Here is a 23,673-nt window from a genome sequence, read left to right as displayed (position 1 = left end):
CCGCCCACATCCGGGCAAAGTGGCCGACTGGGGATGTTGGCGCGGCCTGTTTCACGCGCCCCAATCACGATAATGGGGGGGCGCGGGATGCCGCGGATGTGCCTGGCGCTGCTGTTGCTCTGTCTTTGTGGCCCAACCTGGGCGTTATTACCCGCGGAGCTGGACAGGCCGGAACTGCGCCTGTCCCTCGGCGCCAGCATGGGCTACCTGCAAGACCCACAGGGCAACCTGACCCTCGAACAGGTCAGCGCCCTGGACGACGAACGCTTCGAACGGATTCAGGGCGACCACGCCAACCTCGGCAAGAACCCTTCGGTCTGGTGGTTCAAGGTGCGCCTGCACAACAGCCTGACGCAGGATCTGAGCGGCTATCTGGAAGCCAATTACCCGCTGCTCGATCATATCCGGATCTACCTGAGCGGCAGCGACGGTAATTGGCGCATGCAGGAGAGTGGCGACCGCTACCCCTTCACCCAGCGTCCGGTGCAGGTGCGCAACTTCTGGTTTCCGGTAACCCTGCCCCCGGGCGACAACAGCCTGCTGGTACGCGTGGATACCAGCAGCACGGTATTCGTGCCGCTATACTTCAGCACCCACAACGCCAGCGCGGCCGCCCAGGAAAACCTCATGGGCATCAACGGTGCCTTCTACGGCGTGCTGTTCGCGATGTTCTGCTACAACCTGTTCCTGTTTATCTCGCTACGCGAATCGGCCTATTTCTGGTACCTGGTCTACAGCCTGAATATCGGCCTGTTCAGCGCCAGCTTCGACGGCATGCTGTTCAAATTGCTGCCGCACTACGTCGGCCTGCAGTCGATCGGCATCTACATCCTGATGTTCCTCCACTGCCTGAGCGCCAGCCAGTTCAGCCGCCATTTCCTGCATACCCGGCAGCACTTCCCACGCCTCGACCTGGGCCTGCGCCTGTTCATGCTGGCCACCCTCGGCTGCCTGCTGTCGCTGCCGCTGATCGGCCTGCAGGCCTGGAATATCCTGGCCAGCCTGACCGTGCTGGCGGTCTCCCTGGTGCTGCTGCTCAGCGGCGCCCATGTCTGGCGCCGGGGCTTGCGTTACGGCTCCTACTACATCCTCGCCTGGGGCATTCTGCTGGCCTCGTTCATCATCGCCACCTCGGGTTCGCTGGGGGTCGAACTGTTCGGCCTGTACGGCGCCGCGGTGGTCAAAGTCGGCGTGACCATCGAACTGATCACCCTGTCCATCGGTCTGGCCGATCGCATCAACAGCCTCAAGGAGGAAGGCTTCCGCTCGCGTCGCGCCGCCGAACAGGCGGAGATCGAAAACCAGGCCAAGAGCCGCTTCCTGGCCATGATGAGCCACGAGATCCGCACTCCGCTCAACGGCGTGCTGGGCATGCTGCAACTGCTGCGCGAAACCTCGCTGGATCGCAGCCAACGCTTCTATGTCGACACCATCTCCAGCTCCGGCAGCTCCTTGATGGCGGTGATCAACGACATCCTCGACTACGCACGGATCGAATCCGGCAAGCTCAGCCTGGAACACATCGACTTCGACCTCGAACAGCTGACCTCCGACACCCTCAGCCTGTTCACCGGGCAAGCGCTGGACAAACAGTTGCGCCTCTACATCAGCCTGGATGCGGGCGTGCCGCGCTGCATCCGCGGCGATCCGACCCGGGTCAAGCAGGTGCTGATGAACCTGCTGAGCAACGCCCTGAAGTTCACCGACACGGGTCATGTCGCGGTAAATATCTGCCGCCGCAGCGACTCGCTCGGCCAGGCTCATCTGCTGTTCTCGGTAAGCGACAGCGGCGCCGGCATTGACCCGCAGAATCAAGCCAGGCTCTTCGAGTCCTTCTCCCAGGGCGACTCCAGCACCACCCGGCGCTATGGCGGCAGCGGCCTGGGCCTGGCCATCAGCAAGGAACTGGTGGAAATGATGCACGGCCGCATCGAAGTTCAGAGCACGCCAGGCCAGGGCACGTGCTTCGCCTTCGACATCCCTCTCGACGACCAGGCAGGCGAAGCCGATGCCCTGGGCCTGCTGCTCAAGGGCCGCGCCGCCCTGCTCTGCTCGCTCGACAGCCTCGGCCTGGGCGCCCTGAGCCGCCTGCTCGGACGCTGGGGCATGCGTACCGAACACTGCCAAAACCCGGACAAGTTGCACATCTACCTGGAAGACTTCGCCGTCGCGCCACTGCTGGTGCTGATGTCGCCCTGGCCCGGCAGCGCCAGCCACTGGCTGGACTCGCTGGCCCCGTACCTGCAACCCGGCCAGCGCATCTTGCTGCTCTGCCCGCCGCAGCAATGCCAGCAACTGCCAACCAGCACCAGCCTGCGCCTGCTCAGCCTGGCGCAACCGCTGACGGTCAGCGCCCTGCGTGCCACGCTGGTCGAACTCTATGCAGAACCCCGCGCCGAAGTGCGCAGCCTGCCGCGTGCCGCACGCCCCGGCCCGGAGGCAGCCCCATGCATCCTGGTCGCCGAAGACAACCCGGTTAACCAGCTGGTGGTGCAAGGCTTGCTGAAGAAACGCGACTATAACGTGCGCCTGGTGACCAATGGACTGGCCGCACTCAACGAATACCAGCGCGACCCGGCGGCGATACAACTGATCCTGATGGACTGTGAAATGCCGGTCATGGACGGCTTCGCAGCGACCGATAAAATTCGCCAGCTGGAGCGGCAGCAGAAGCTCGCGGCGGTGCCCATCCTCGCCCTGACCGCGCACACCCTCGACGAACACCGCCAGCATGGCATGGATGTCGGTATGGACGACTTTCTCGGCAAGCCACTGGACAGCGCCCAGCTCTACGCCACCCTCGAGCGTTATCTGCTCGGGCAGACACTCGATAACTAAGGAACACGCCCCAACAGCACCCACTCACCCCCCATGAGGGCAGTTTCAGCAGCGAAAATAGTCGCACCCCACCCAGACCGAGGCAAGCAACCAATCGCACCCGCCGCAAACTTCTGTGGGAGGCAAGCCCTCCAAGCTTCGCGGATAAATCCGCGCCTACAAGAGTCGCTGCGCACAACTGCGAACCGCGAAGGCGGCCGGTGCCCCACCACTCGGACTCTGTTGCTCTTCTGAACGAACAGCTAACTGAGGCCTAGCCATTCTCAACAGACCAGCAGCCATGGCCAGCACGCCCAGGGCGCGTTAGCATCGCCGCTGCGTTCTGGAGAAACGAACCGTGCTGATCCCCGCATCCCTGCTCGAAGCCGACACCCTCACCCACCTGATCGAAGACTTCGTCACCCGCGAGGGCACCGACAACGGCGATGAAACCCCACTGCAGACCCGCGTCCAACGGGTGCGCCGCGCCCTCGACCAAGGCGAGGCGGTCATCGTCTTCGACCCGCAAAGCCAGCAATGCCAGTTGGCCCTGAAGCGCGACGTACCCAAGGAGTGGCTGCAAGCGCTCTACGAGTGACAGGCGCATCAGCCCGTTCGGGCGTGATGCGCTTCTGGTTTGCAACCTAGGTCGTAGGGCGGCCTGGGCGCCGTCCGCTCGCAGCGCAGCACAGCGACAGCCCGCCAGACGAACCATCGGTGCACTGCCTGAGTCCATATACACCCTGATCGCGAGGTGCCCGAAGCATCGAGGCAGCGCCTAGCGCGTCACGTCAAGATGCCCGCCAGCCGCTCTCAGCCTTGCGCGGTCAAACGCCAGGCACGGTGGATTTTCGGGTTGCGGGCGAAGTCCGGATCCAGGGTCGCGGCGCTGATTTCCTCCACTCCGTAGCGTGCCGCCAGCCCTTCATCGAGCTGGAACTTGCGGAAGTTGTTGGAGAAATACAGCACCCCGCCCGGCGCCAGACGGGCCATGGCCAGGTCGAGCAACTGCACATGGTCGCGCTGGATGTCGAACACGCCGTCCATGCGCTTGGAGTTGGAGAAGGTCGGCGGGTCGATGAAGATCAGCTCGTACTCGCCGCGATCCTCCTCCAGCCAGCTCATCACATCGGCCTGCTCCAGCCTGTTCTTGTCCGAGAAGCCATTGAGCGACAGGTTGCGCCGCGCCCAGTCCAGGTAGGTCTTCGACAAATCGACGCTGGTGGTGCTGCGCGCGCCGCCCTTGGCCGCATGCACGGTCGCGGTGGCGGTGTAGCAATACAGGTTGAGGAAGCGCTTGCCGGCGGCCTCACGCTGGATGCGCAGGCGCAACGGTCGGTGATCGAGGAACAGCCCGGTATCCAGGTAGTCGGTGAGGTTGACCAGCAGCTTCACCCCGCCTTCGCCGACCTCCACGAACTGGCCCTGGGTGGCCTGGCGCTGGTACTGCTTGGTGCCGCTCTGACGCTCACGGCGCTTGATCACCACCTTGCTCTTGTCGACGCCCAGCGTTTGCGGAAGCGCGGCTATGGCGTCAAACATACGAGCCTTGGCTTTCTCGGGATCAATTGACTTGGGTGCGGCATATTCCTGCACATGCACCCAATCACCATACAAATCCACCGCCATGGAATATTCCGGCATATCGGCGTCGTACAGGCGATAGCAGTCGACGCCTTCCTTGCGTGCCCATTTACCCAGCTGCTTGAGGTTTTTTTGCAGGCGATTGGCGAACATCTGCCCGCCTTCGCTCAGGCGCGCCTGCTCGACCACAGGTGCCGGCGCAGGCTTGAGCGGGTTGCCGTTCTTGTTGTACTGGCGCTCTTGCGGCGCAAGCACAGCCTTGTCGGCCTCAGCCTGTTCGCGCTCGCGTTCGCGCTGCTCGGGGGTGCGCCGTTCGCCGGTGACGAACTGCTCCGGCTGCACCTTGATCAGCAGCAACTTGCACGGCAGCGCGCCGTTCCAGAACGCGTACTGCTTGTGGCTGCGGATACCCATGCGCTTGCCCAGGTCCGGCGCGCCGGTGAACACCGCCGCCTCCCAGCCCATGCAGGCCTGGCGCAGGCGCTCGCCGAGGTTCTGATAGAGATACAGCAGGCTGGCCTCATCGCCCAGGCGCTCGCCATAGGGCGGGTTACAGATCACCAGGCCTTTCTGGTTCTGGTCCGGGCGCGGCTCGAAGGTCGCCAACTCGCCCTGGTAGACCTTGATCCAGTCGCTCAGCCCGGCCCGCTCGATATTGTTGCGCGCCGGCTGGATCAGGCGCGGATCGGCTTCGTAACCGCGAATCCACAACGGCGGCTTGGCCAGCCCTTCGCTCGCGCGCTGCTCGGCCTCGGCGTGCAGTTTCTTCCACAAGGCCGGCACATGACCCAGCCAATGACTGAAGCCCCACTGCTCACGCCTGAGGTTCGGTGCGATGTCGGCGGCGATCATGGCCGCCTCCACCAGGAAGGTACCGACCCCGCACATGGGGTCGGCCAGGGCGCCGCCCTCGGCGGCGATGCGCGGCCAGCCGGCACGCAGCAGCACGGCGGCGGCGAGGTTTTCCTTGAGCGGCGCAGCGCCCTGCTGCAGGCGATAACCGCGCTGGTGCAGGCTATGCCCGGACAGGTCGAGGGACAGAATCGCCTCGCCGCGATCCAGACGCAGGTGCACGCGCATGTCCGGGTTGAGCTTATCGATCGACGGCCGCGTGCCGTCCTTCTGCCGCAACTTGTCGACGATGGCATCCTTGACCTTCAACGCACCGAAGTGGGTGTTGTCGATGCCCGAACCATTGCCGCTGAACTCCACGGCCAGGCTGCCGTTGGGTTCCAGATGCTCGAACCAGTCGACCTCCAGCACACCTTCGTACAGGCTTTCGGCGTCCTGGATCGGGAAGCGCCTGAGCACCAGCAATACCCGGTTGGCCAGGCGCGACCACAGGCACAGGCGATAAGCCGTCTCCATCCCGGCGACGCCCCGAATGGCGGACGTATGCTCGCGCGCCTCCTCCAGCCCGAGGTTGCCGGCTTCTTCGAGCAGCAAGCCTTCCAGACCCTTGGGACAGGTGAGAAAGAGTTCGTAACGATCCGACATGGGAATATCCAGTGCCTAAGGCAGTAAACGGCAGGCGAACGAGTCAACACGGCCAAAATAAGTGACAAAACGTCGCAAGGCGACCCTTCATCGGAATAAACGGAACATACCGCCGCGACTGCTTCGCAGTGGCGAAACACCAGCACGCAGGCTGCAAACGCCCGCGCCATGGGTGGTAGTCCCAGGAAACAGAACCTTTTGCGTGTCGCCTTATGGCTTGAGCAGCAAAAGTGTTACTTCCTTATGACAAAACGATCATTCCCAGGCACCCAAGCATTCGATAGAAATCTACCCAGGCCTTCGTTGCAACGACGAGGGCGTGAGGTAGAACCGCCACGCCGGCAGCGGCTTTCTCCTCCGGCAGATCTTTCTGCCTGACCTCGCGACGAGGTCGCCGAGGTCTAAGGGACATAACAGTCAACATTGAGGGCAACACCCTATGAGAAGACTTAAGCGTGATCCGTTAGAAAGAGCTTTTTTGCGCGGCTACCAGTACGGCATCCATGGCAAATCCCGCGAAATGTGTCCTTTTACCCTTCCTTCCGTTCGTCAAGCCTGGTTAAACGGCTGGCGCGAAGGTCGCGGTGACAACTGGGACGGACTGACCGGCACCGCCGGTATCCATCGACTCAACGAACTCAACGCAGTCGGCTAACTGACTCAAGGAACCACCGACTTCATCAAGCACGCCCCATCCGGGCGGCGGGCGAGAGCCCAGGGGCTCCCTCAGGGAGCCCTTTTTATTGCCTGCCACGCCAGGGGTTTTAACCATTCGCCGTAACAACCTTATCGCTCAGCCCTTGCGCGGCAAGCCGGCAATCGCATCCACCGCTTCGCGGATCAATGCCGGCCCCCTGTAAATGAACCCGGAATAAATCTGTACCAGGCTCGCCCCGGCGGCGATCTTCTCGCCGGCATGCTTGCCTTCGGTGATGCCGCCGACGGCAATGATCGGCAAACGCCCGGCCAGCTCCGCAGCCAGAACCTCGACGATATGGGTGCTCTTGTCACGCACCGGTGCGCCGGACAGCCCGCCAGCCTCATCGCCGAACTCCAGCCCCTGAACACCTTCCCGGCCCAGGGTGGTGTTGGTGGCGATCACCGCGTCCATACCGGCCTCGACCAGCGCCCTGGCCACTTCGACGGTTTCTTCGTCGCTCATGTCCGGGGCGATCTTGATGGCCAGTGGCACGCGCTTGCCATGCTCCCGGGTCAGGTCTTCCTGACGCAGGCGCAAGGCTTCGAGCAGCTGCTTGAGCGAGTCGCCGAACTGCAGGCTGCGCAGGCCCGGGGTATTCGGCGAGCTGACGTTGACCGTCACGTAGCTGGCGTGGGCGTAGACCTTGTCCAGGCACAGCAGGTAGTCGTCCACCGCGCGCTCGACCGGGGTATCGAAGTTCTTGCCGATATTGATGCCCAGCACGCCTTGGTACTTGGCCGCCTGCACCCTGGCCAGCAGATGGTCGACGCCGAGGTTGTTGAAGCCCATGCGATTGATGATCGCCTCGGCCTCCGGCAAACGGAACAGCCGCGGCTTGGGATTGCCCGGCTGCGGACGCGGAGTCACGGTACCGATCTCGACGAAACCGAAACCGAGCTGGGCGAAACCGTCGATGGCATCGCCGTTCTTGTCCAGACCTGCCGCCAGACCGACCGGATTGGCGAACTCCAACCCCATCAGCTTGACCGGCAAACTCGCCGGCGCCTTGCACAGCAGGCCATTGAGACCCAGGCGTCCGCCGGCCCCGACCAGGTCGATGGTCAGCTCGTGGGAAGTCTCCGGGGAGAGTTTGAACAGTAGCTGGCGGGCCAGGGTATACATGGGCAGGCTTAGCTCGATAATGGCGAAATCGCAAAGGCGGCGATTATACAGGCCGGGAGAACAGCTAGCGAGCGAAGCTGGCACAAGCGAACGCCAGCTGAAACGGCAAGCCGCATCAGTCCAGACGGCGCAGGCTGAGCAACTGGCCAGCCGTGTTGAACTCCAGCTCGAAGCAGCCGTAGATGCCTTCATGAGTCAAAAACGGCCTGAAATGATGGGCCGGCACACTGACCCGCCTGCCGTCACGACTCTGTACCAGGATGCGGTTGGCCCGCCCCTGATAGACCGCGCGCAGGCGCTCGGCAGATAACGCGAGATCCAGCAACAGACTGGCCATGCACACACCTGGGCAAATGAATGCGCCAATCTTGCCACAAGCAACAGCCAGGCTCCGCTCCGAACCTGCGATTTTGCCCAGCAAAGCCTGTGCAACCGCCTTGCGGCTCTGCCACACTTGCCCCCGGTGTCCATGGAGTTCGCACCCGCTCATGAGCCTGTTCGATCAACCCTCCTCCCTCAGCTCACGCCTTGCCGCCCTGATCGAGCGCCTGGGTTTGAGCAGTCGCGCGCCGCGCTTGATACTGGAACGTGCCAGCCGCCTGCACCTACCGTTCAACGCCATGCCCGCGACCCGCGACAGCATCTGCTGGCTCGAAGGCCCGCCACTGCAGCGCCTGGTCGAACTGCCACGCGGCGCCCTGTCCGGCCCGGTACAGGAAGACAAAGCCCAGGCCCATGCCGTACTGATTCAAATCGTCGAGGTGCAACAGCAACAACTGGCTTCGTTCGACCTGCGCCTGATCGACGGGCTGAGCAACTGCGACCCCGAGCAGATCCACTGCACCAGCTTCGAGGATTACGCCGCCAGCGCAGCCTGCCGCCAGGTGCGCATCATCAGCTACAAAGACTTCGTCAAAACCATCAGCCTGGCCTTGCCGAGCTTTCTCGCCGGCGAACGCATCAGCCTGCGTCAGGCCAGCTGGCATGGCGACCGGGTGTTCTGGGCCGGCGAGCAGCACTGCGAAGCCTTCGCCTGCGCCGTAGCCTATGCACGCCGCCGCCAACTGGAAATCAATTTACCCGCCGAACTGTCCCGTTACCGCCTGAGCAGCAGCGGCCTGAGCGAACTGCAGCGGCGCTATCACGTCCTGGCCATGCCCGGCGCCGCCTGGAGCGACCCGGCGTTCATGAGCCTACTGCTCGATACCGGCCTGCCGTATGCCCGCCTGTCGCTGCTGCGCAGCCCTGACGCGCCAGAGTTCCTCCTCCTGCCCAAGCACTCAGCCGAAGCCACAGCCCTGGGAGAAGGCCTGTGTCTGGCCGGTGCGCCGGATGTGGTGCACTACCTGCAAGGGCTGGCGGCGCATGAGTCCAGCGATCACGTGGGCTAGTGTCTCGACACCAATCACCTGTCGCTTCCCACAAGCCCAATGCCGCTCATTTAAGCCAAGTGAACGGCATTTTTTGTAGCCGGATGCAATCCGGGGAACATCATCGCCGACAGAACCGCTCCCGGATTGCATCCAGGCTACGGGTTCCGGTGCTGATCTTGCGCAGCACGCCGCTCTTGAACCGTGCTCTTGCCAGGGATTTAGCGTGGCGGTTAACCCATCCTGGGCGGCCGCCAAAGGAAACGCCGAAGTACGCAGGCTGTTGCAAGGCACGACAGGCTTAGTTCGCCGTGTCTTCGCTGTCCTTCAACTCATCCAGCATCGCCTGGTGGCGGCTCTGCCACTCCGCCAGGGAAATACCACTGTTGTTGAGCAGCTCGGGATTGCACTTGACCAGGTAAACCGCCGCCTTCTGCGCGGAGTCTGCCACCTTGAGTTCCATTGGCTGCCGATCGACCGGTCCTTCGTAGGCAATCCAGCGACTGAATTCCTCGAACACGCTGCAGACCTTCTCGAAGTCTTCGTCGTGCATCTTCTGCCAGCCGTTCTCTATGTTCTCCAGGCGCTTGGATTTTATTCCAACGATTTCTGCGAAAGCCGGCCGACTCAGCCCCATCAGCTCACGCAAGCCTCGGAGACGCTCACCGGCAGTGAACAGAAAACGCTTCTTGGTCATCGTTGATCCAGCCTTGACGGAAAACCCGGATATCACTAAATTACTAACAGCTAGTAAATCAGCCCACACATAAAAGAGACCACCGGCAGGAACAGGCTGGTCGCGGAGACCGTAATGGTGCAGGAAGCCGCATGAAAGTGGAAGAACTGCCCCCCGACCTGTTCGTTGGCTGCCCCCGCTACCTCACACAAAGACGATTCGCCGAACTGGCAGGGTTGCAGCAGCAGGAGAAACTGCTGGCTCGATGGGGCGATGAGGGACTTTTGCCCACTCGCAGTTTCGGCCGGCACCGACTGATCGATATGCAGGCGCTGCTCCAGCGCCTTGACCCACCCCAGGAGATTCAGGGATGAAGCCCGTTTGCCTGTCACAAGTATGCCTGCATGCCGCCGATCTGGTGCGCGGCAAGATCATCCATCTGCAAGCGGAAGAACGTGCCATCTTCGAGCCCTTCTCGGCTATCGGCTATGTGAACTTCAGTCCCGATACGCACACGAGCGCCCTCACCCTCTGCTCCTGCCGCCACCCCGCGCTCTTTGAATTCTATTTCTACTACCGCTGGCTGCCCGGCAATCTGCATCACTTCAAGCTGCCGCAGCGCGAGTGCCCGCCGCAGCCGATATAGCGGTACGGGCCCCGGACATGCCTGCCGGATGCTGGATGCGTATCCCGACGGCAACCGCTGTGATGGCTTGCGCCGTTCTTGAGCAGTGGTCCGGACGGTCCGCTTCATCCCCGAACTGAGCGCCGCCCAAATGGCGGGTCGACGGTGGTCGCAAGGCAAGCGGTTTTTCCCAGTCTCACAGTAAAAAGCCCCGCACTGGGCGGGGCTCGGTACTTCTGGCGGCACTCAGCCCCCGTGCTAGGCGCTTTGGGCCAGATCCATCAACTCGCGGTTGGCGACCGCGTACATGGCGTAATCGGTACCTGTCGCCGCACGCAGCTCGGCGAGCATGCTCCTCCAGCGATCGACCAGCCGACGATGCTGCTCCAGCCAGCCCACCACCCGCTCCTCAATCTGTGCCGGCCCCTCAGGCATCTGCAATACCGACACGGTGATCGCCCGCTGCTGCCAATCCAGATCGTCGCGGAAGGCTTCCCGCGCCAGGGCCTGCCAGTTGTTTTCCACCGTCAGACCGGTGATTTGCTGCAGGTACCAGGACAGTTCCAGCGCGCCGCCGACCGCGAAGTAGGACGCGGCAACCCGCGCCGGATCCTGGGCGGTGACATCCGAGGCTTCGATGATCGGCAGCAGGGTGTACAGATGGCTGGTCCCAGCCACCATACGTGCCAACACCTCGGGCACGCCGGCCTCGACGTAGCCCTGGAAACGCGCCAGCCACTGCTCGCGCGCCGGACCTTCGAGCAACTCGTCAAGACTCATGGCCAGCGCTTCGATGCGTGGAGCGAAATGCGCGACATCGCGCGCCGCATCCAGCTCATTGCGCCGGCTACGCAGGAACCAGCGGGTAGCCCGCCGGCCCAGGCGCATCAGCTCATCCATCATCTGCAGCTGCAGTTCGGCCGGCACCTGATAATCCAGCGCCTCGATCTGCTTCCACCAATGCGGCAGGCGGAACACATCGCGCACGATGACGTAGGCTCCGGCGACGTTGGCCGAACTCATGCCGGTGGATTCCTTCAAGCGCTGCACGAAGGTAATGCCCATGTGGTTGACCAGGTCGTTGGCAATCTGCGTGCTGACGATCTCGCGCTTGAGGCGATGACGGCGCATCTGCTCGCCAAACTTCTTCGCCAGCAACGGTGGGAAGGCGGTCTCCATCTCGCGCGCCAGGTAGTCATCGTCCGGCACCTGGGATTTGAGCAGCGACTCCTTCAGATCGATCTTGCTGTAAGAGATCAGCACGGCCAGCTCCGGACGGGTCAGGCCCTGGCCTTTGGCGGCGCGCTCGTTGAGCTCGTCGTCGGAAGGCAGGAACTCCAGACCACGGTCCAGCTTGCCGGCCGCTTCCAGGCCCGCCATGACCCGCTTGTACTCGCCCAGCCGCTCGCGAGCACGGCGCTCGGCCAGCGACAGCGCCTGGGTCTGCTTGTAGTTGTTGGCCAACACCAGACCGCCCACCGCATCGGTCATCTCGACCAGCAGCTTGTTGCGCTGCTTGCCGGTCATGTCGCCGGCTGTGACGATCTCGTTGAGCAGGATCTTGATGTTCACCTCGTGGTCCGAGCAGTCCACCCCGGCGGCGTTATCGATGAAGTCGGTAAAGCTTGCCCCGCCATTGAGGCCGTACTCGACGCGGCCCAGCTGGGTCATGCCGAGGTTGCCGCCCTCGCCGATTACTTTCGCGCGCAGCTCGCGACCATCGACACGCAGCGCATCGTTGGCCTTGTCGCCGACATCGGCGTGGCTCTCCTTGCTCGACTTGACGTAGGTACCGATGCCGCCGTTCCAGATCAGATCCACCGGCGCCTTGAGCAACGCATTGAGCAGCTCGTTCGGCGCCAGCTTGTCGGCGCTGATATCGAAACGCTCCTTCATTTGTGCGCTGATGGCGATGCTCTTGGCGCTGCGCAGGAACAGCCCACCACCTGCGGAAATCAGCGAAGTGTCGTAATCGGCCCAGCTCGAACGGGGCAAATCGAACAGACGCTGGCGCTCGACGAAGCTCGTGGCCGCATCCGGGTTGGGATCGATGAAGATATGCAGGTGGTTGAAGGCCGCGACCAGTTGCAGCTTGTCCGACAGCAGCAGGCCGTTGCCGAACACGTCACCGGCCATATCGCCGATGCCGATCACCGTCACGGGATCCTTCTGCACGTCGATGCCGCGCTCGCGGAAGTGGCGCTGTACGCTGACCCAGGCGCCCTTGGCGGTAATGCCCATGCCCTTGTGGTCGTAGCCGGCCGAACCGCCGGAGGCGAAGGCATCGCCCAGCCAGAAGTCGTACTCGGCGGCGATGCCGTTGGCAATATCGGAGAAGGTCGCGGTGCCCTTGTCGGCGGCGACCACCAGGTAGGGGTCGTCCGCATCGTGGCGTACCACGTTGGCCGGCGGCACCACCTTGCCTTCCTTGAGGTTGTCGGTGATGTCGAGCAGGCCGCTGATGAAGATCCGGTAGCAGGCGATGCCCTCGGCCATGATCTCGTCACGCGAGCCGCCCAGCGGCATGCGTCGCGGCAGGAAGCCGCCCTTGGCCCCCATGGGCACGATCACGGCGTTCTTCACCTGCTGCGCCTTGACCAGGCCCAGCACTTCGGTGCGGAAGTCTTCTTCGCGATCCGACCAGCGCAGGCCACCGCGGGCGACATCGCCGAAGCGCAGGTGCACGCCTTCGACGCGCGGCGAATAGACGAATATCTCGAACTTGGGCGTCGGCTTGGGAATGTCCGGGATCGCCCGCGGGTTGAGCTTGAAGCTGAAGTAGGACTTGTTCTGCCCCGCCGCGTCGGTCTGGTAGAAGTTGGTGCGCAGGGTAGCCTTGATCAGATCCAGATAGCGCCGCAGGATGCGGTCTTCGTTGAGCACCGCCACGTTGTCCAGCGCGGCAAGAATGGCCTGTTCGAGCTTCTGCTGCTTGCTCTCCAGGTCTGCGCCGCCGAGTTTGCGCGCCAGATAGAAGCGGGTTCTGAACAGGCGTACCAGTTCCTTGGCGATGTTGGCGTGATTGACCAGGGTGCTGGCGATATAACCAAGGTCGAAGCCCAGGCGAATCTGCTTCAGATAACGCGCATAGGCGCGCAACAGGGCCACATCCCGCCACGGCATGGCCGCGGTCAGCACCAGACGGTTGAAGGCATCGTTCTCCGCATCGCCACCGACGATGTGGACGAAGGCATCCTGCAGGGTGTCGTTGAGCTGCTGGATGTCGACGTCCAGGCCTTCGGCGTAGGTGAAGGCGAAATCGTGGATCCAGAACTCGCGACCGTTCTGCTGGTGCAGGCGGTACGGGAACTCACCGAGCACACGCAGACCAAGGTTCTCCAGAATCGGCAGCACGTCCGACAGCGGCAACGGCGTGTCGGCGTGGTACAGCTTGCAATGCAGCTGCTGGCCGGCCTGGGCCAGCGGCTGATAGAAACTCATCACCAACGGCCGCTCGCTGCTCAGGCTGAGCAGGTGCTGCATGTCGACCACCGCCGAATGCGGGGCGAAACGCTCGCGGTAACCGGCCGGGAAACCGCTGGGGAAATCCGCCAGCACATTGGTGCCCTGGGCTTCGCCGAAGCTTTCCACCATCAGGCTGACGTAATCGTCCTTCCACGAACGGCAGGCCTGGATGACTTCCTTCTCCAGGCGCACAGGGTCGATCTGCACCTTGTTCTTCGGGTCGACGCGCAGGATGAACTGCACCCGCGCCAGCACCGACTCGGAGAAGAAGGTCCAGAATTCGCAGTCGGTGGCTTGTAGGCGCTCCATCAGCACCTGCTGGATCTTCAGTCGGGTCTCGGTGGAGTAGACATCGCGCGGCACATAGACCAGGCAGTAGCAGAAACGGCCATAGGGATCGCGGCGCAGGAACACGCGGATCTTGTTGCGCTCCTGAATCTGCACGATGGCCATGGCGGTATCGCACAGGTCGTCGACCGGGGTCTGGAACAGGTCGTCACGCGGCAGCACTTCCAGCACCTGAGCCAGTTCCTTGCCCAGGTGCGCCTTGCTGTCGAAACCGGCACGCTGTTCGATCACCGCCACCTTGCGGCGAATGTAGGGGATGTTCCACACGCTCTCGGCATACACCGCCGAGGTGTACAGACCCATGAAGCGGCATTCCTTGATCACCCGCCCCTTGCTGTCCAGTTCACGCACCGACACCAGATCGGGATAGGCCGGACGGTGCACACGGCTCGGCACCGCAGCCTTGGCAAAGGACAACAGCAACGGCTCGCGCAGGTAGCTGAGGGCTTCCGCTTCGATGCTCAGGTCCTCGCTCTTGAGGCCGCTGCGCAAACGCTTGGACATACCCAGCAGGGACTGCTCGTCGTAGACGATGGTGCCGCCACCCGGGGCATCGACCACGGTGAACTCTTCATAACCGAGGAAGGTGAAATGGTCATCCAGCAACCAGCTCAGGAAAACCTTGATTTCCTCGACTTCGGCGGCCTCGACATTGAGTTTCGCACTGCCCAGCCAGGCCAGCAGTTCCTGGGCCCGGGCCTTCATCGGCTGAAAATCGGCGACGCACAGGCGCACTTCGGTAAAGATTTCATGCAGGGCTTTTTCCAACGTTCGCAGCTCGCCGGCGCTGGCGCAACGGTCGATCTCCAGGAACATCAGCGCTTCCTGCAGCACGCCCTCGCCCTGGCTGCCCTTGGGCAGGATTTCCAGCAGCTCGCCCTGTTTGTTGCGACGCACGCTGAACACGCTGTTCTGCAGGGTATGGATGCTGTAACCACGGCGATTCAGCTCCATGCGCGCCGAGTCGACCAGGAAGGGAATATCGCTACGCAGGATTTCCACAGCGGTATGCGTCGACTGCCAGCCGTGCTTCTCGTAGTCGGGATTGAAGGCGCGAATTTCAGTCTTGCTGTGATCGAAGCGCTGCAACAGGCGCCAGGAGGACAGGGTGCACCCGACCAGGTCGGAAAGCCGGCGCTGGGTAAGTTCGTCTAGCGCGATGATGCCGAAGAATTGCTCGGCGAACAGCGCGACTTGTGGCAATGCTTGTTCACTGACGTGCTGCGCCAGGGCCGCTTGCAGTTGATGCTGAAAGTCGGCTTTGCTGGCCGCCGTAAAGAACGCCATGGTTGAGCTCCATTTGGCTTGTGATTCGATTAGCAGGCTTAGGGCAGTCGCGAATCCTGAACTTGCGTCACAACATTAGTTCACCTGGCAATTGCTGCATTGAGAATGCTTGCCCCTAAAGCTGTGCCGCCATCAGCGACTCGCCGGTCACATTTGCCGCATGAGCTTAACGAGGGAACACCTTGCCGCGCTTGCCACGCTGCGACATTTTCTTTCACCGCAGATACTGTGCCGGAAAAAACTCGCCGATTGCCCGCCTGGTGGCGGTCTGCATTCAGCGTAAATCGACATATTCGCCCTGCCCCGCCAATCAAGGGCGGGACACGACTAGACGAACTAAGCCCCGCGCATCGCTTGCGGCAATCCCAGCACGATCTGCGGAAAAAGCGTGATCAGGATCGCCGCCAGCACCAGCAGCAGGAAGAACGGGAAGCTGGCCTTGGCCACCTTCCACATGTCGTAGCCCGTGAGGTTCTGCACCACGAACAGGTTGAAGCCCACCGGCGGGGTGATCTGCGCCATCTCCACCACCAGGATGACGAAGATGCCGAACCACAGCAGGTCGATGCCCGCCGCCTGTACCGCCGGCAGCACCACCGCGGTGGTCAGCAGGATGATCGAGATGCCGTCGAGGAAGCAGCCCAGAATGATGAACAGTAGGGTCAGCGCCAACAGCAGCACATAGGGCGAAAGCTGCTTGGCGATGATCCAGTCGGCCAGCGCCGACGGCAGCCCGGTGAAGCTCATCGCCGAGGTCAGGTAGTGCGCGCCGAGCAGGATGAAGAAGATCATGCACGAGGTGCAGACCGCGCCCATCAGGCTGCCCATGAAGGTTTCGCGGTTCAGCGAGCCGGAATACCAGGCGATCAGCAGCGCGCCGACCACCCCGACCGCGGCGGCCTCGGTCGCCGTGGCGAAGCCCGCATAGATCGAGCCGATCACCGCGACTATCAGCGTGACCACCGGAATCAGCAGTTTGCCGCGGCGCAGTTTTTTCATGAACGGCAGGGTTTCGTGGTCATCGGGCATCTGCTCGCGGTTGATCAGCGACCAGACCATCAGAAAGCCGCTGAAGATCAGCAACAGCATCAAGCCCGGCAGAATCCCGGCGATGAACAGGCGCGAGATCGACACCTGCGCCGCCACGCCATAGACAATCATCATGATCGACGGCGGGATCAGCAGGCCCAGGGTGCCGGCGCCAGCCAAGGAGCCGATGGCGATGCTTTCCGGATAACCACGCGCCTTCAACTCGGGCAAGGAGATGCGGCCGATGGTCGCCGCCGTCGCCGCGGACGAGCCGCTGACCGCAGCGAAGATCCCGCAGCCCACCACGTTGACGTGCAGCAGACGCCCCGGCAGGCCACGCAACCAGGGCGACAGGCCGTTGAACATGTCCTCGGACAGGCGCGTACGGTAGAGGATTTCGCCCATCCAGATGAACAGCGGCAACGCAGTCAGCGTCCAACTGGCGCTAGAGGCCCAACTGGTGGTGGCCAGGATCGAGCCGGCAGGCGCACCGCCGAACAGTTCCATAGCGATGATGCCGACACCCAGTAGCGACAAGGCGACCCAGACGCCACCGCCGAGCAAGGTAAACAAGGCCACCAGCAGCGTGATAGTAATTATTGTGTAGTCCACGGTTAACTCACTGATCCGGTGCGGCCGAGGCCGCAAGAATGGATAAAGCTCGCGAGCTGCTTATTCGCTCAGCGCAGTGCCAGCGTCGAGGCTCTCGAAGCGCTGTCCCTGGCACACCACGATCAGCCGCTCAACCATCGCCACCGCCAGCACCGAAGTGCCCAGCAGCATCGGTAGTTGCGGAATCCACATTGGAATGGGCAGCAGCCCAGTCGACACTTCCTTGAATTCATAGGATTCGATGACGAACAGCGCGCAATACCAGGCCAGGTAAAGGCTGATGCCCAGGCCCACCAGGTTGCTCAGCACCTCGGCGACGAAGCGGCCGCGGGTCGACAGCAGGCGGTAGAGCAACTCGACGCGGATGTGCGCGCCGCGCTGCAGGGCGTATGGCAAGGCGAGAAAGCCCGACGCAGCCATGGCATAGGCGGCGAACTCGTCGGCCGACGGCACCATGCCACCGAACTGACGCGCCACGACCTGGGCGATCACCAGCAGGCAGATAAGCACCAGGAACAGGCCCGAGAGCAGCCCGCAGAGGGTATAGAGCTTATGCAAGAGTTTCATTGTCTGAGGCTCCCGATACTAGAGATGCCGAGGCCGCACGCCTTTAGGCATGGCCTCAGCGTCAATGGTTATCTCAGTTCTTGTAGGCGTCGATGATCGCCTGGCCGTCCGCACCGGCCTTGCTCAGCCACTCGGCGGACATGGTCTGGCCAATGCTCTGAAAGCCCGCCTCGACCGGTGCCGGCGCGGCCGGATCAACCTGCATGCCGTTCTCGGCGAGGGTGGCGACCAGCTTGCTGGTTTGCGCCTCGGCGATTTCCCAGCCGCGCTGCTCGGCACGTGCGGCTGCGTCCAGCACCGCCTGCTGCGAGGCCTCGGGCAAGCGCTTGAAACTGCGCTCGTTGACGATGACGAAGTTCTTCGGAATGAACGCCTTGACGTCGTAGTAGTACTTGGCGAAATCCCAGGCCTGGGTGTCCACGCCAGTCATCGGCGAGGTGATCATGCCGCTGATGATCCCGGTGCTGAACGCCTGCGGTACTTCGCCGGCGTTGATCACCGTGGGCACCGCACCCATCAGCTCGGCCATGCGCGAGGTGGCCGGGTTATAGGCGCGGAATTTCATGCCCTTGAAATCCTCCATGACGCTGATCGGGGTCTTGCTGTAGATGCTTTGCGGCGGCCATGGGGTGGCGTACAGCAGCTTGATGCCCTGCTTGGCCAGGCGTGCTTCCACCGCCGGGCGGCTGGCCTTCCAGAGTTTCTGCGCATCGCCGTAGTTGCGCGCCAGGAAGGGCACGCTGTCGACTTCATAGATGGGATCTTCGTTGCCCAGCACCGACATCAGCACGTCACCGAGCTGAACCTGGCCGGTCTGCACCGCGCGCTTGACCTCGGGGCGCTTGAACAGCACCGAGTTGGCGTGCACGCGGATGCTCAGTTCGCCTGCGGTGGCTTTCTCGACATCCGCCGAGAACTCCTTGGCTACCGCGGTGATGTAGTTGCCCTCGGGGTTCTCCGTGGTCATGTTCCAGCGTTCCGCGGCCTGTGCACTGACCACGTGCAGACCCAGGGTGCAGGCCATGGCGGCCATGGCGAGGCGAGAGAGGTTGTTCATTATTATTTTCTCCAGATTGAGATGAAGGCGAATGGCCTGAACCCACAGTTGCCGGAAGGCCTGATTTCGAGTCTCGGGCGAGGCCGCAAGGCTGTCCAACTAGAAAAACCAAGGGTGCATGATCGGAAATCGTTATGAGCAATAACGGGGCACTGTGGTGATAAAGATAGTCATGTTCGCGCCAGGCATCGTATTGCCGGGCCTTCAGCTCGGTCCTTCGATGTGGGCAAAGGAGCCAATCGCCCCTCACCCTAGCCGGGCGCCCGAAGGGGCAGGGGAAATAATCGCGCGCATGCATAACCGGGATATGAGCCGCTAAGGGCCAGAGCCGGGCCGAGTTGAGCACCTGAGCCGGCCCGTACGCCATCAGGCCGTTTCCTGATCGCTGGCGAATGGCAGCAGGGTGATCATGCTGTCGCCCATTTGCCTGGCGTACTCCTGCAACACTTCGCCGGCCAGCGCGACTATGTCCTCGCTCAGTTCGAGACCGACCCCGGTGCGCCAGGTCAGCACCATATCCAGGGCTGGTGGTTGTGGCACATCGTCGAGGATGGTGAGCAGACCCTGCTTGAGCTCCTCGTGGACCAGGGCCGCAGGCAACGCGCCAATGCCGAAACCATCGCGGATCAGGCGCGTCATGGCCGCCACCGAGTTTACGCAACTGATGCGCGGTGCTGCGACATTGCCGGCGTGCAACAGATTGAGAATGTCTTGGTGCGGGCGCGAATTCTTGGAGAAGGTGATGATCCGCTCCTTGGCCAATTCATCTATCGAGGCGTAGCCGCGGTCGTAGATCGAGCCGGTCAGGACGATCCACTGCACCGGATAACGCGCCACCTCCAGGTTGCGCACGCCATCGCCGCGCAGCACGTCGGTCTGGAAAATGATGTCGAGATAACCTTTCTGCAACTGCTCGCAGAGGTTGCGCGCGGTGTCGGCGGTGAGCTCGATCTCCACCCCCGGATAGACTTCCATGACTTTCGTTACGAAAGGACTCAGCAGCGTGTGGATCACCGTATCCATAACGCCCAGGCGGATACGTCCCTGGATGCTGCCGGTCTCGCTGATCGACTGTTTCAACGCCTGCATGGTGTCGAGCATGCGTTCGGCGTATTCGAGCACCTTGCGCCCCTCCGGCGTCAGCGAAACCCCCTTCGAATCGCGCAGAAAAAGACGAACCCCCAACTCGTCTTCCAGCGCGGCGATGCGGCTGGAAATCGAGGCCTGGGTGCTGAACAGCTTTTCCGCCGTGAGACGAAAGCTCTTCAGCCGTGCGACCCAGACAAAGGTCTCGAGAAATCTCAGATTCATGGCTGTTCGACCCTCGTTCGATAAACGGATAACGGCATTTCGCCAGTGACATGCGAAGCAGGTTACATGCCAGCGCTTGGTAAAACGCCGCGCCGGGCGCATCGGATTTTCTGATCGGCGGCCCCTGCTTTTTCTCGTTGGACGCTGGCTCGCGCTGCTAACAAGAATCTCCCCGCGGCAACTCAAGCCCGATAACAACAGACCGCAAATCGCGCCCTGCCAAGCAGACGGTAACCACCGCTGTGCGCGCTTACCTCACAGGAGAGATTTCTCATGAACCAGATCCACCGCATGGCAGCTTTGCTCGCCATCAGCAGTGTGCCCGGCGTGGCCAGTGCCGATTTCATCAACGACAGCAAAGGCAGCCTCGAGCTGCGCAACTTCTACTTCAATCGCGATTTCCGCCAAGACAATGCGCGCGACAAGGCTGAAGAATGGGCGCAGGGCTTCTTGCTGCGCATGGAGTCCGGCTACACCGAAGGCAGGGTCGGCGTCGGCATCGATGCGCTGGGCATGCTCGGTCTCCAGCTCGACTCCGGCGAGGGCACCGCGGGCAGCGGCTTGCTGCCGGCAGACCGCTCCGGTGGTTCGCAGAGCGAATACGCCAAGCTCGATGTCACCGCCAAGTTCAAGGCTTCCAACAGCACCTTGCGCATCGGCTCCCTGGCGTTTCGCAGCCCTATCGTCTCGTCCAACGACTCGCGCCTGCTGCCGGCCTCGTTTCGCGGCGCCCTGCTGAACGTGCAGGAGATCGACAAGCTTACCCTGCAAGGCGGCCAGATCGATCGGGTCAAGGCCAACGCCTCCACCGACTACACCGAGATGAGCGCCAACCGTATCGGCGGCAACAGCGACTCCTTCACCTTCGCCGGCGGCGATTACAAGCTGACCCCCGAGCTGAGCCTGGGCCTGCACTACGGTGAGCTGGAAGGCATCTACCAGCAGCACTACGGCACCCTGGTCTACCTCAAGCCGCTGGGCGAAGGTCAGTCGTTCAAGACCGACCTGCGCATGGCCAAAAGCCGGGAAGACGGCAACTTCCGCAACATCGACAACACCGCCTTCGGCGCCATGTTCACCTACACCCTTGGCGGCCATGCGTTCGGCGCCGGCTATCAGCGCATGAGCGGCGACGACCCCTTCCCCTATATCGCCAACAGCGACCCGTATCTGGTCAACTTCGTCCAGATCAACGATTTCGCCAACACCGATGAACGTTCCTGGCAGGCCCGCTACGACTACAACTTCGCCAGCATGGGCATCCCCGGCCTGACCTTCATGACCCGCTACATGTCCGGTGACCAGGTGCAGGTCGGCAACAGCAACGGCGGCAAGGAATGGGAACGCGACATGGACCTGGGCTACGTGGTGCAAAGCGGCCCGTTGAAGAACCTCGGCCTGAAATGGCGTAACGCCACGGTGCGCTCCAACTTCGGCAACGACCTCGACGAGAACCGCCTGATCCTCAGCTACAGCCTGCCGCTCTGGTAATCGGCAAGTACATGGCCGGCGCTCCGGCGCCGGCCACTGCTCTCCCCTGGCAATCCACACTGACCTAAGACCGGCCCACCTTCGTGGCTATCACCGGGAAGGGGGCGAGGAGTCTCCCATGCAGATATTCCTGTCCTGGCAAGAAAAATTCCGCCTGCTTATCGTCATCACCCTGCTCGGCCTGGGGCTGATCACGGCAACCTCGTTCTGGGCCAACCGCCAAGTCGATGCGGCGCTGCAAGCCCGGGAAAACGCCACGGCATTCGCCGGCGCCTCCTCCGCCTTGGTTAACGACTGGCTCAAGCTCGGCATCCTGCGCAGGGAACTTACACCTGCCAATAGCGCGGAATTTCTCGCGCGTATCGGCGCTCTGGAACAACGTGCCGAGCAATTCGTCAGCCAGGCGCAAGGCCTCGGCGACAACGCCATAGGCCAAAGCGCGGAGCAGATCGAAGCCCTGATCCTGGCCGAAACAGAGCAACAAAGAAGCTGGCGGACGCTCTCCCGGCAACTGGGCCTGACTCCCTTTCAAGGTCAACGCCAGGCACTTTCCGTCAGCGCCAAGCAATTGGAAGCCATCAGCATCGGCCTGATCCAGCCGCTGATCGCTGCGGCCCTGAGCAACCAGCGCAACTACCTGTCGAGCTTCGACAGCGACTACGCCGCGCAGGCCCATAGTGCCATCGGCGAATTGCAGGCCAAGGTTCAGGAGCTGGATTGGGGCGATAACCAGATCGGCCAGACGGTCGCGGCCTTCAGTGCGGCCTTCTCCCAAGCGGAGGCATCCATCCAGCAACTGCGCGCCCTCGAGACGCAGCTCGCCGAGCAGCGCGAGCAAACCGAACAGCGCATCCTTGAGCAAAACCGCATGCTGCAGGACGGCATCCTCGCCAGCACCGCGCAGCAGGCGCAACGGGCCAGGCACTCGGCGAACTGGCTGATGGGCCTGACCTCACTCTGCGTCGCGCTATTTCTATTGGTAACCCTGAGCCAGGCATCGCGCACGCTGATGGCCCAGTTGCACAAGGTCACCCGCCTGCTCACCCAGGTCGCGTCCGGCGACCTCACCGGCAGGCTGGCCATTGGCGGCAACCCCAAGGATGAATTCAACCGGTTGGGCGAGGCCTGCAACCGCATGGTCCAGGGCATCGGCCGAATTCTCTGCCAGGTGGTCGAGGCCAATCGCGCCCTGACCGAGCTGCACGCCTACCTCGGCGTCTCGATGCGCGATCTCGGTGACAACAGCAGCCAGGTGGAGATGCAAACCGAACAGGCCGCGTCGGCCTCCCAGCAGATCTGCGCGACCATCAACGAAATGGCCCAGCGCACCTCGGACGTGGGCAATGCCACCCACGGCGCCTACGAGTCGGCGCGCCTGGGCAGCACGGTGATCGCTGCCAGCGTCGACAACATGCGCCGGCTGTCGCAGCTGATCCAGCAGACCCACGCCCAGGTCGCCCTGCTCAGCCAATCCAGCGGCAAGGTGCGCGGCATCATCGATGTGATCAACAGCCTGGCCGACCAGACCAACCTGCTGGCCTTGAATGCCGCCATCGAAGCGGCGCGCGCCGGCGAGGCCGGGCGCGGCTTCTCGGTGGTAGCCGATGAGGTGCGTTCGCTGGCGCAGAAAACTGTGTCCGCCACCACCGATATCGCGCACATCATCGGCGACTTCAACCAGCAGACCCAGAGCATCGACGGCTTGATGAGCAACGGCCTGTCGCTGGCCGCGCAAAGCGAGGAGCATGCCGGGCAAGTGGCCACGGCCATCGAGGCGATCACCCTGTCGATGGAGCAGCTCAGCGGGGAAATGAATCAGGTGGTGGTGGCCATCGAAGAAATCTCCAGCACCACCGGCGATATCGCCGAGAAGATGGAGGAAATCAACCTGCATACCGGCCAGATTAAGGGCCTGCGCTTGACCCTGGAACAACAGACCCACGGCCTGTCCGAACAGATCCAGGTGCTGAGCCAGAGTGCGCGGCAGTTTCAGATCGGTTAGCGCGGCCTGGTAGCCCGCCTAAATTTATAGAGCAGGCCTTGGCGCAATCCGGGATGGGGGGCTGCCGATCCAAGATGGCGCTGCGCTTATCCAGGCTACAAAAAATGGTTCTT

General features: G+C 62.6%; 17 protein-coding genes. 8 read left to right on the top strand and 9 right to left on the bottom strand.

The genetic code is table 11. From position 1 onward, the window contains the following. Positions 1-87 precede the first annotated feature (87 nt). Both BM315_RS00820 and BM315_RS00815 read left to right on the top strand, forming a co-directional pair. The gene (locus BM315_RS00820) at positions 88-2,838 is read left to right on the top strand and encodes a hybrid sensor histidine kinase/response regulator (protein WP_090496821.1); all 2,751 of its coding nucleotides are present in this window, start codon (positions 88-90) and stop codon (positions 2,836-2,838) included. A gap of 337 nt (positions 2,839-3,175) precedes the next feature. Continuing rightward, the gene (locus tag BM315_RS00815) at positions 3,176-3,415 is read left to right on the top strand and encodes a YheU family protein (RefSeq protein WP_090496819.1); all 240 of its coding nucleotides are present in this window, start codon (positions 3,176-3,178) and stop codon (positions 3,413-3,415) included. Positions 3,416-3,630: 215 nt separating this feature from the next. Here the strand turns inward: BM315_RS00815 and rlmKL are convergent, their stop codons facing one another. Continuing rightward, the gene (rlmKL, locus tag BM315_RS00810; RefSeq protein WP_090496817.1) at positions 3,631-5,898 is read right to left on the bottom strand and encodes a bifunctional 23S rRNA (guanine(2069)-N(7))-methyltransferase RlmK/23S rRNA (guanine(2445)-N(2))-methyltransferase RlmL; all 2,268 of its coding nucleotides are present in this window, start codon (positions 5,896-5,898) and stop codon (positions 3,631-3,633) included. A gap of 439 nt (positions 5,899-6,337) precedes the next feature. Here rlmKL and rmf point away from each other — a divergent pair, with 439 nt between their 5' ends. Further along, on the top strand, positions 6,338-6,553 hold the full coding sequence (gene rmf / locus BM315_RS00805) for a ribosome modulation factor (protein WP_090496816.1): 216 nt from the start codon (positions 6,338-6,340) through the stop codon (positions 6,551-6,553). Between the two features lie 138 nt (positions 6,554-6,691). On the opposite strand, the gene BM315_RS00800 is transcribed toward rmf, so the two are convergent. Both BM315_RS00800 and BM315_RS00795 read right to left on the bottom strand, forming a co-directional pair. Continuing rightward, entirely contained in the window at positions 6,692-7,720 is a 1,029-nt protein-coding gene (locus BM315_RS00800; RefSeq protein WP_090496814.1) for a quinone-dependent dihydroorotate dehydrogenase, read from the bottom strand. Between the two features lie 115 nt (positions 7,721-7,835). Next, positions 7,836-8,057: a DUF2835 family protein gene (locus tag BM315_RS00795; protein ID WP_090496812.1), complete on the bottom strand. Its 222-nt coding sequence runs from the start codon at positions 8,055-8,057 to the stop codon at positions 7,836-7,838. 151 nt (positions 8,058-8,208) lie between these two features. Between BM315_RS00795 and BM315_RS00790 the strand changes: the two genes are divergently transcribed. Next, positions 8,209-9,111, top strand: coding sequence for a DUF6685 family protein (locus tag BM315_RS00790; RefSeq protein WP_090496809.1), 903 nt, complete (start codon positions 8,209-8,211; stop codon positions 9,109-9,111). A gap of 280 nt (positions 9,112-9,391) precedes the next feature. Here BM315_RS00790 and BM315_RS00785 read toward each other — a convergent pair whose 3' ends face one another. Next, on the bottom strand, positions 9,392-9,787 hold the full coding sequence (locus BM315_RS00785; protein WP_090496807.1) for a helix-turn-helix domain-containing protein: 396 nt from the start codon (positions 9,785-9,787) through the stop codon (positions 9,392-9,394). 131 nt (positions 9,788-9,918) lie between these two features. Between BM315_RS00785 and BM315_RS00780 the strand changes: the two genes are divergently transcribed. Together BM315_RS00780 and BM315_RS00775 are read left to right on the top strand one after the other, a co-directional pair. Next, positions 9,919-10,140, top strand: a complete 222-nt coding sequence (locus BM315_RS00780; RefSeq protein ID WP_090496804.1) for a hypothetical protein — start codon at positions 9,919-9,921, stop codon at positions 10,138-10,140. Beyond that, the gene (locus tag BM315_RS00775) at positions 10,137-10,412 is read left to right on the top strand and encodes a hypothetical protein (protein WP_090496802.1); all 276 of its coding nucleotides are present in this window, start codon (positions 10,137-10,139) and stop codon (positions 10,410-10,412) included. The genes BM315_RS00780 and BM315_RS00775 overlap by 4 nt, the downstream gene beginning before the upstream one ends. Positions 10,413-10,649: 237 nt before the next feature. On the opposite strand, the gene BM315_RS00770 is transcribed toward BM315_RS00775, so the two are convergent. The 5 genes from BM315_RS00770 to BM315_RS00750 form a co-directional block, all read right to left on the bottom strand. Continuing rightward, positions 10,650-15,491 (bottom strand): NAD-glutamate dehydrogenase, encoded by a 4,842-nt coding sequence (locus BM315_RS00770; protein WP_090496800.1) that lies wholly within the window; start codon positions 15,489-15,491, stop codon positions 10,650-10,652. Between the two features lie 336 nt (positions 15,492-15,827). Next, the gene (locus BM315_RS00765) at positions 15,828-17,132 is read right to left on the bottom strand and encodes a TRAP transporter large permease (RefSeq protein ID WP_090496798.1); all 1,305 of its coding nucleotides are present in this window, start codon (positions 17,130-17,132) and stop codon (positions 15,828-15,830) included. Between the two features lie 60 nt (positions 17,133-17,192). Continuing rightward, positions 17,193-17,699 carry a TRAP transporter small permease gene (locus BM315_RS00760; protein ID WP_090496796.1) on the bottom strand — a complete coding sequence of 169 codons (507 nt, stop codon included), beginning with the start codon at positions 17,697-17,699 and terminating at the stop codon, positions 17,193-17,195. A 73-nt stretch (positions 17,700-17,772) separates the two neighbouring features. Continuing rightward, complete coding sequence (locus tag BM315_RS00755; RefSeq protein ID WP_244527229.1) at positions 17,773-18,756, bottom strand: TRAP transporter substrate-binding protein; 984 nt, start codon at positions 18,754-18,756, stop codon at positions 17,773-17,775. 366 nt (positions 18,757-19,122) lie between these two features. Next, positions 19,123-20,067, bottom strand: coding sequence for a LysR family transcriptional regulator (locus BM315_RS00750; protein WP_090496794.1), 945 nt, complete (start codon positions 20,065-20,067; stop codon positions 19,123-19,125). 273 nt (positions 20,068-20,340) lie between these two features. On the opposite strand from BM315_RS00750, the gene BM315_RS00745 reads away from it, so the two are divergent. Together BM315_RS00745 and BM315_RS00740 are read left to right on the top strand one after the other, a co-directional pair. Further along, positions 20,341-21,558 carry an OprD family porin gene (locus BM315_RS00745; protein WP_090496792.1) on the top strand — a complete coding sequence of 406 codons (1,218 nt, stop codon included), beginning with the start codon at positions 20,341-20,343 and terminating at the stop codon, positions 21,556-21,558. Between the two features lie 118 nt (positions 21,559-21,676). Continuing rightward, positions 21,677-23,560 (top strand): methyl-accepting chemotaxis protein, encoded by a 1,884-nt coding sequence (locus BM315_RS00740; RefSeq protein ID WP_090496791.1) that lies wholly within the window; start codon positions 21,677-21,679, stop codon positions 23,558-23,560. Positions 23,561-23,673: the final 113 nt, after the last annotated feature.

Source organism: Pseudomonas borbori (genome assembly GCF_900115555.1).
Lineage (GTDB): Bacteria > Pseudomonadota > Gammaproteobacteria > Pseudomonadales > Pseudomonadaceae > Aquipseudomonas > Aquipseudomonas borbori.
Note: the sequence above shows the minus strand (reverse complement) of the source record. Positions and strands in the feature narration are given on the sequence as shown.

What these genes read in the sequence shown, in the direction of transcription:
- BM315_RS00760 (WP_090496796.1), bottom strand. Translation starts at nt 17,699, where the DNA reads ATGAAACTCTTGCATAAGCTCTATACCCTCTGCGGGCTGCTCTCGGGC.
- BM315_RS00740 (WP_090496791.1), top strand. Translation starts at nt 21,677, where the DNA reads ATGCAGATATTCCTGTCCTGGCAAGAAAAATTCCGCCTGCTTATCGTC.
- BM315_RS00820 (WP_090496821.1), top strand. Translation starts at nt 88, where the DNA reads ATGCCGCGGATGTGCCTGGCGCTGCTGTTGCTCTGTCTTTGTGGCCCA.
- BM315_RS00785 (WP_090496807.1), bottom strand. Translation starts at nt 9,787, where the DNA reads ATGACCAAGAAGCGTTTTCTGTTCACTGCCGGTGAGCGTCTCCGAGGC.
- BM315_RS00780 (WP_090496804.1), top strand. Translation starts at nt 9,919, where the DNA reads ATGAAAGTGGAAGAACTGCCCCCCGACCTGTTCGTTGGCTGCCCCCGC.
- BM315_RS00800 (WP_090496814.1), bottom strand. Translation starts at nt 7,720, where the DNA reads ATGTATACCCTGGCCCGCCAGCTACTGTTCAAACTCTCCCCGGAGACT.
- BM315_RS00750 (WP_090496794.1), bottom strand. Translation starts at nt 20,067, where the DNA reads ATGAATCTGAGATTTCTCGAGACCTTTGTCTGGGTCGCACGGCTGAAG.
- rmf (WP_090496816.1), top strand. Translation starts at nt 6,338, where the DNA reads ATGAGAAGACTTAAGCGTGATCCGTTAGAAAGAGCTTTTTTGCGCGGC.
- BM315_RS00795 (WP_090496812.1), bottom strand. Translation starts at nt 8,057, where the DNA reads ATGGCCAGTCTGTTGCTGGATCTCGCGTTATCTGCCGAGCGCCTGCGC.
- BM315_RS00775 (WP_090496802.1), top strand. Translation starts at nt 10,137, where the DNA reads ATGAAGCCCGTTTGCCTGTCACAAGTATGCCTGCATGCCGCCGATCTG.
- rlmKL (WP_090496817.1), bottom strand. Translation starts at nt 5,898, where the DNA reads ATGTCGGATCGTTACGAACTCTTTCTCACCTGTCCCAAGGGTCTGGAA.
- BM315_RS00745 (WP_090496792.1), top strand. Translation starts at nt 20,341, where the DNA reads ATGAACCAGATCCACCGCATGGCAGCTTTGCTCGCCATCAGCAGTGTG.
- BM315_RS00755 (WP_244527229.1), bottom strand. Translation starts at nt 18,756, where the DNA reads ATGAACAACCTCTCTCGCCTCGCCATGGCCGCCATGGCCTGCACCCTG.
- BM315_RS00770 (WP_090496800.1), bottom strand. Translation starts at nt 15,491, where the DNA reads ATGGCGTTCTTTACGGCGGCCAGCAAAGCCGACTTTCAGCATCAACTG.
- BM315_RS00790 (WP_090496809.1), top strand. Translation starts at nt 8,209, where the DNA reads ATGAGCCTGTTCGATCAACCCTCCTCCCTCAGCTCACGCCTTGCCGCC.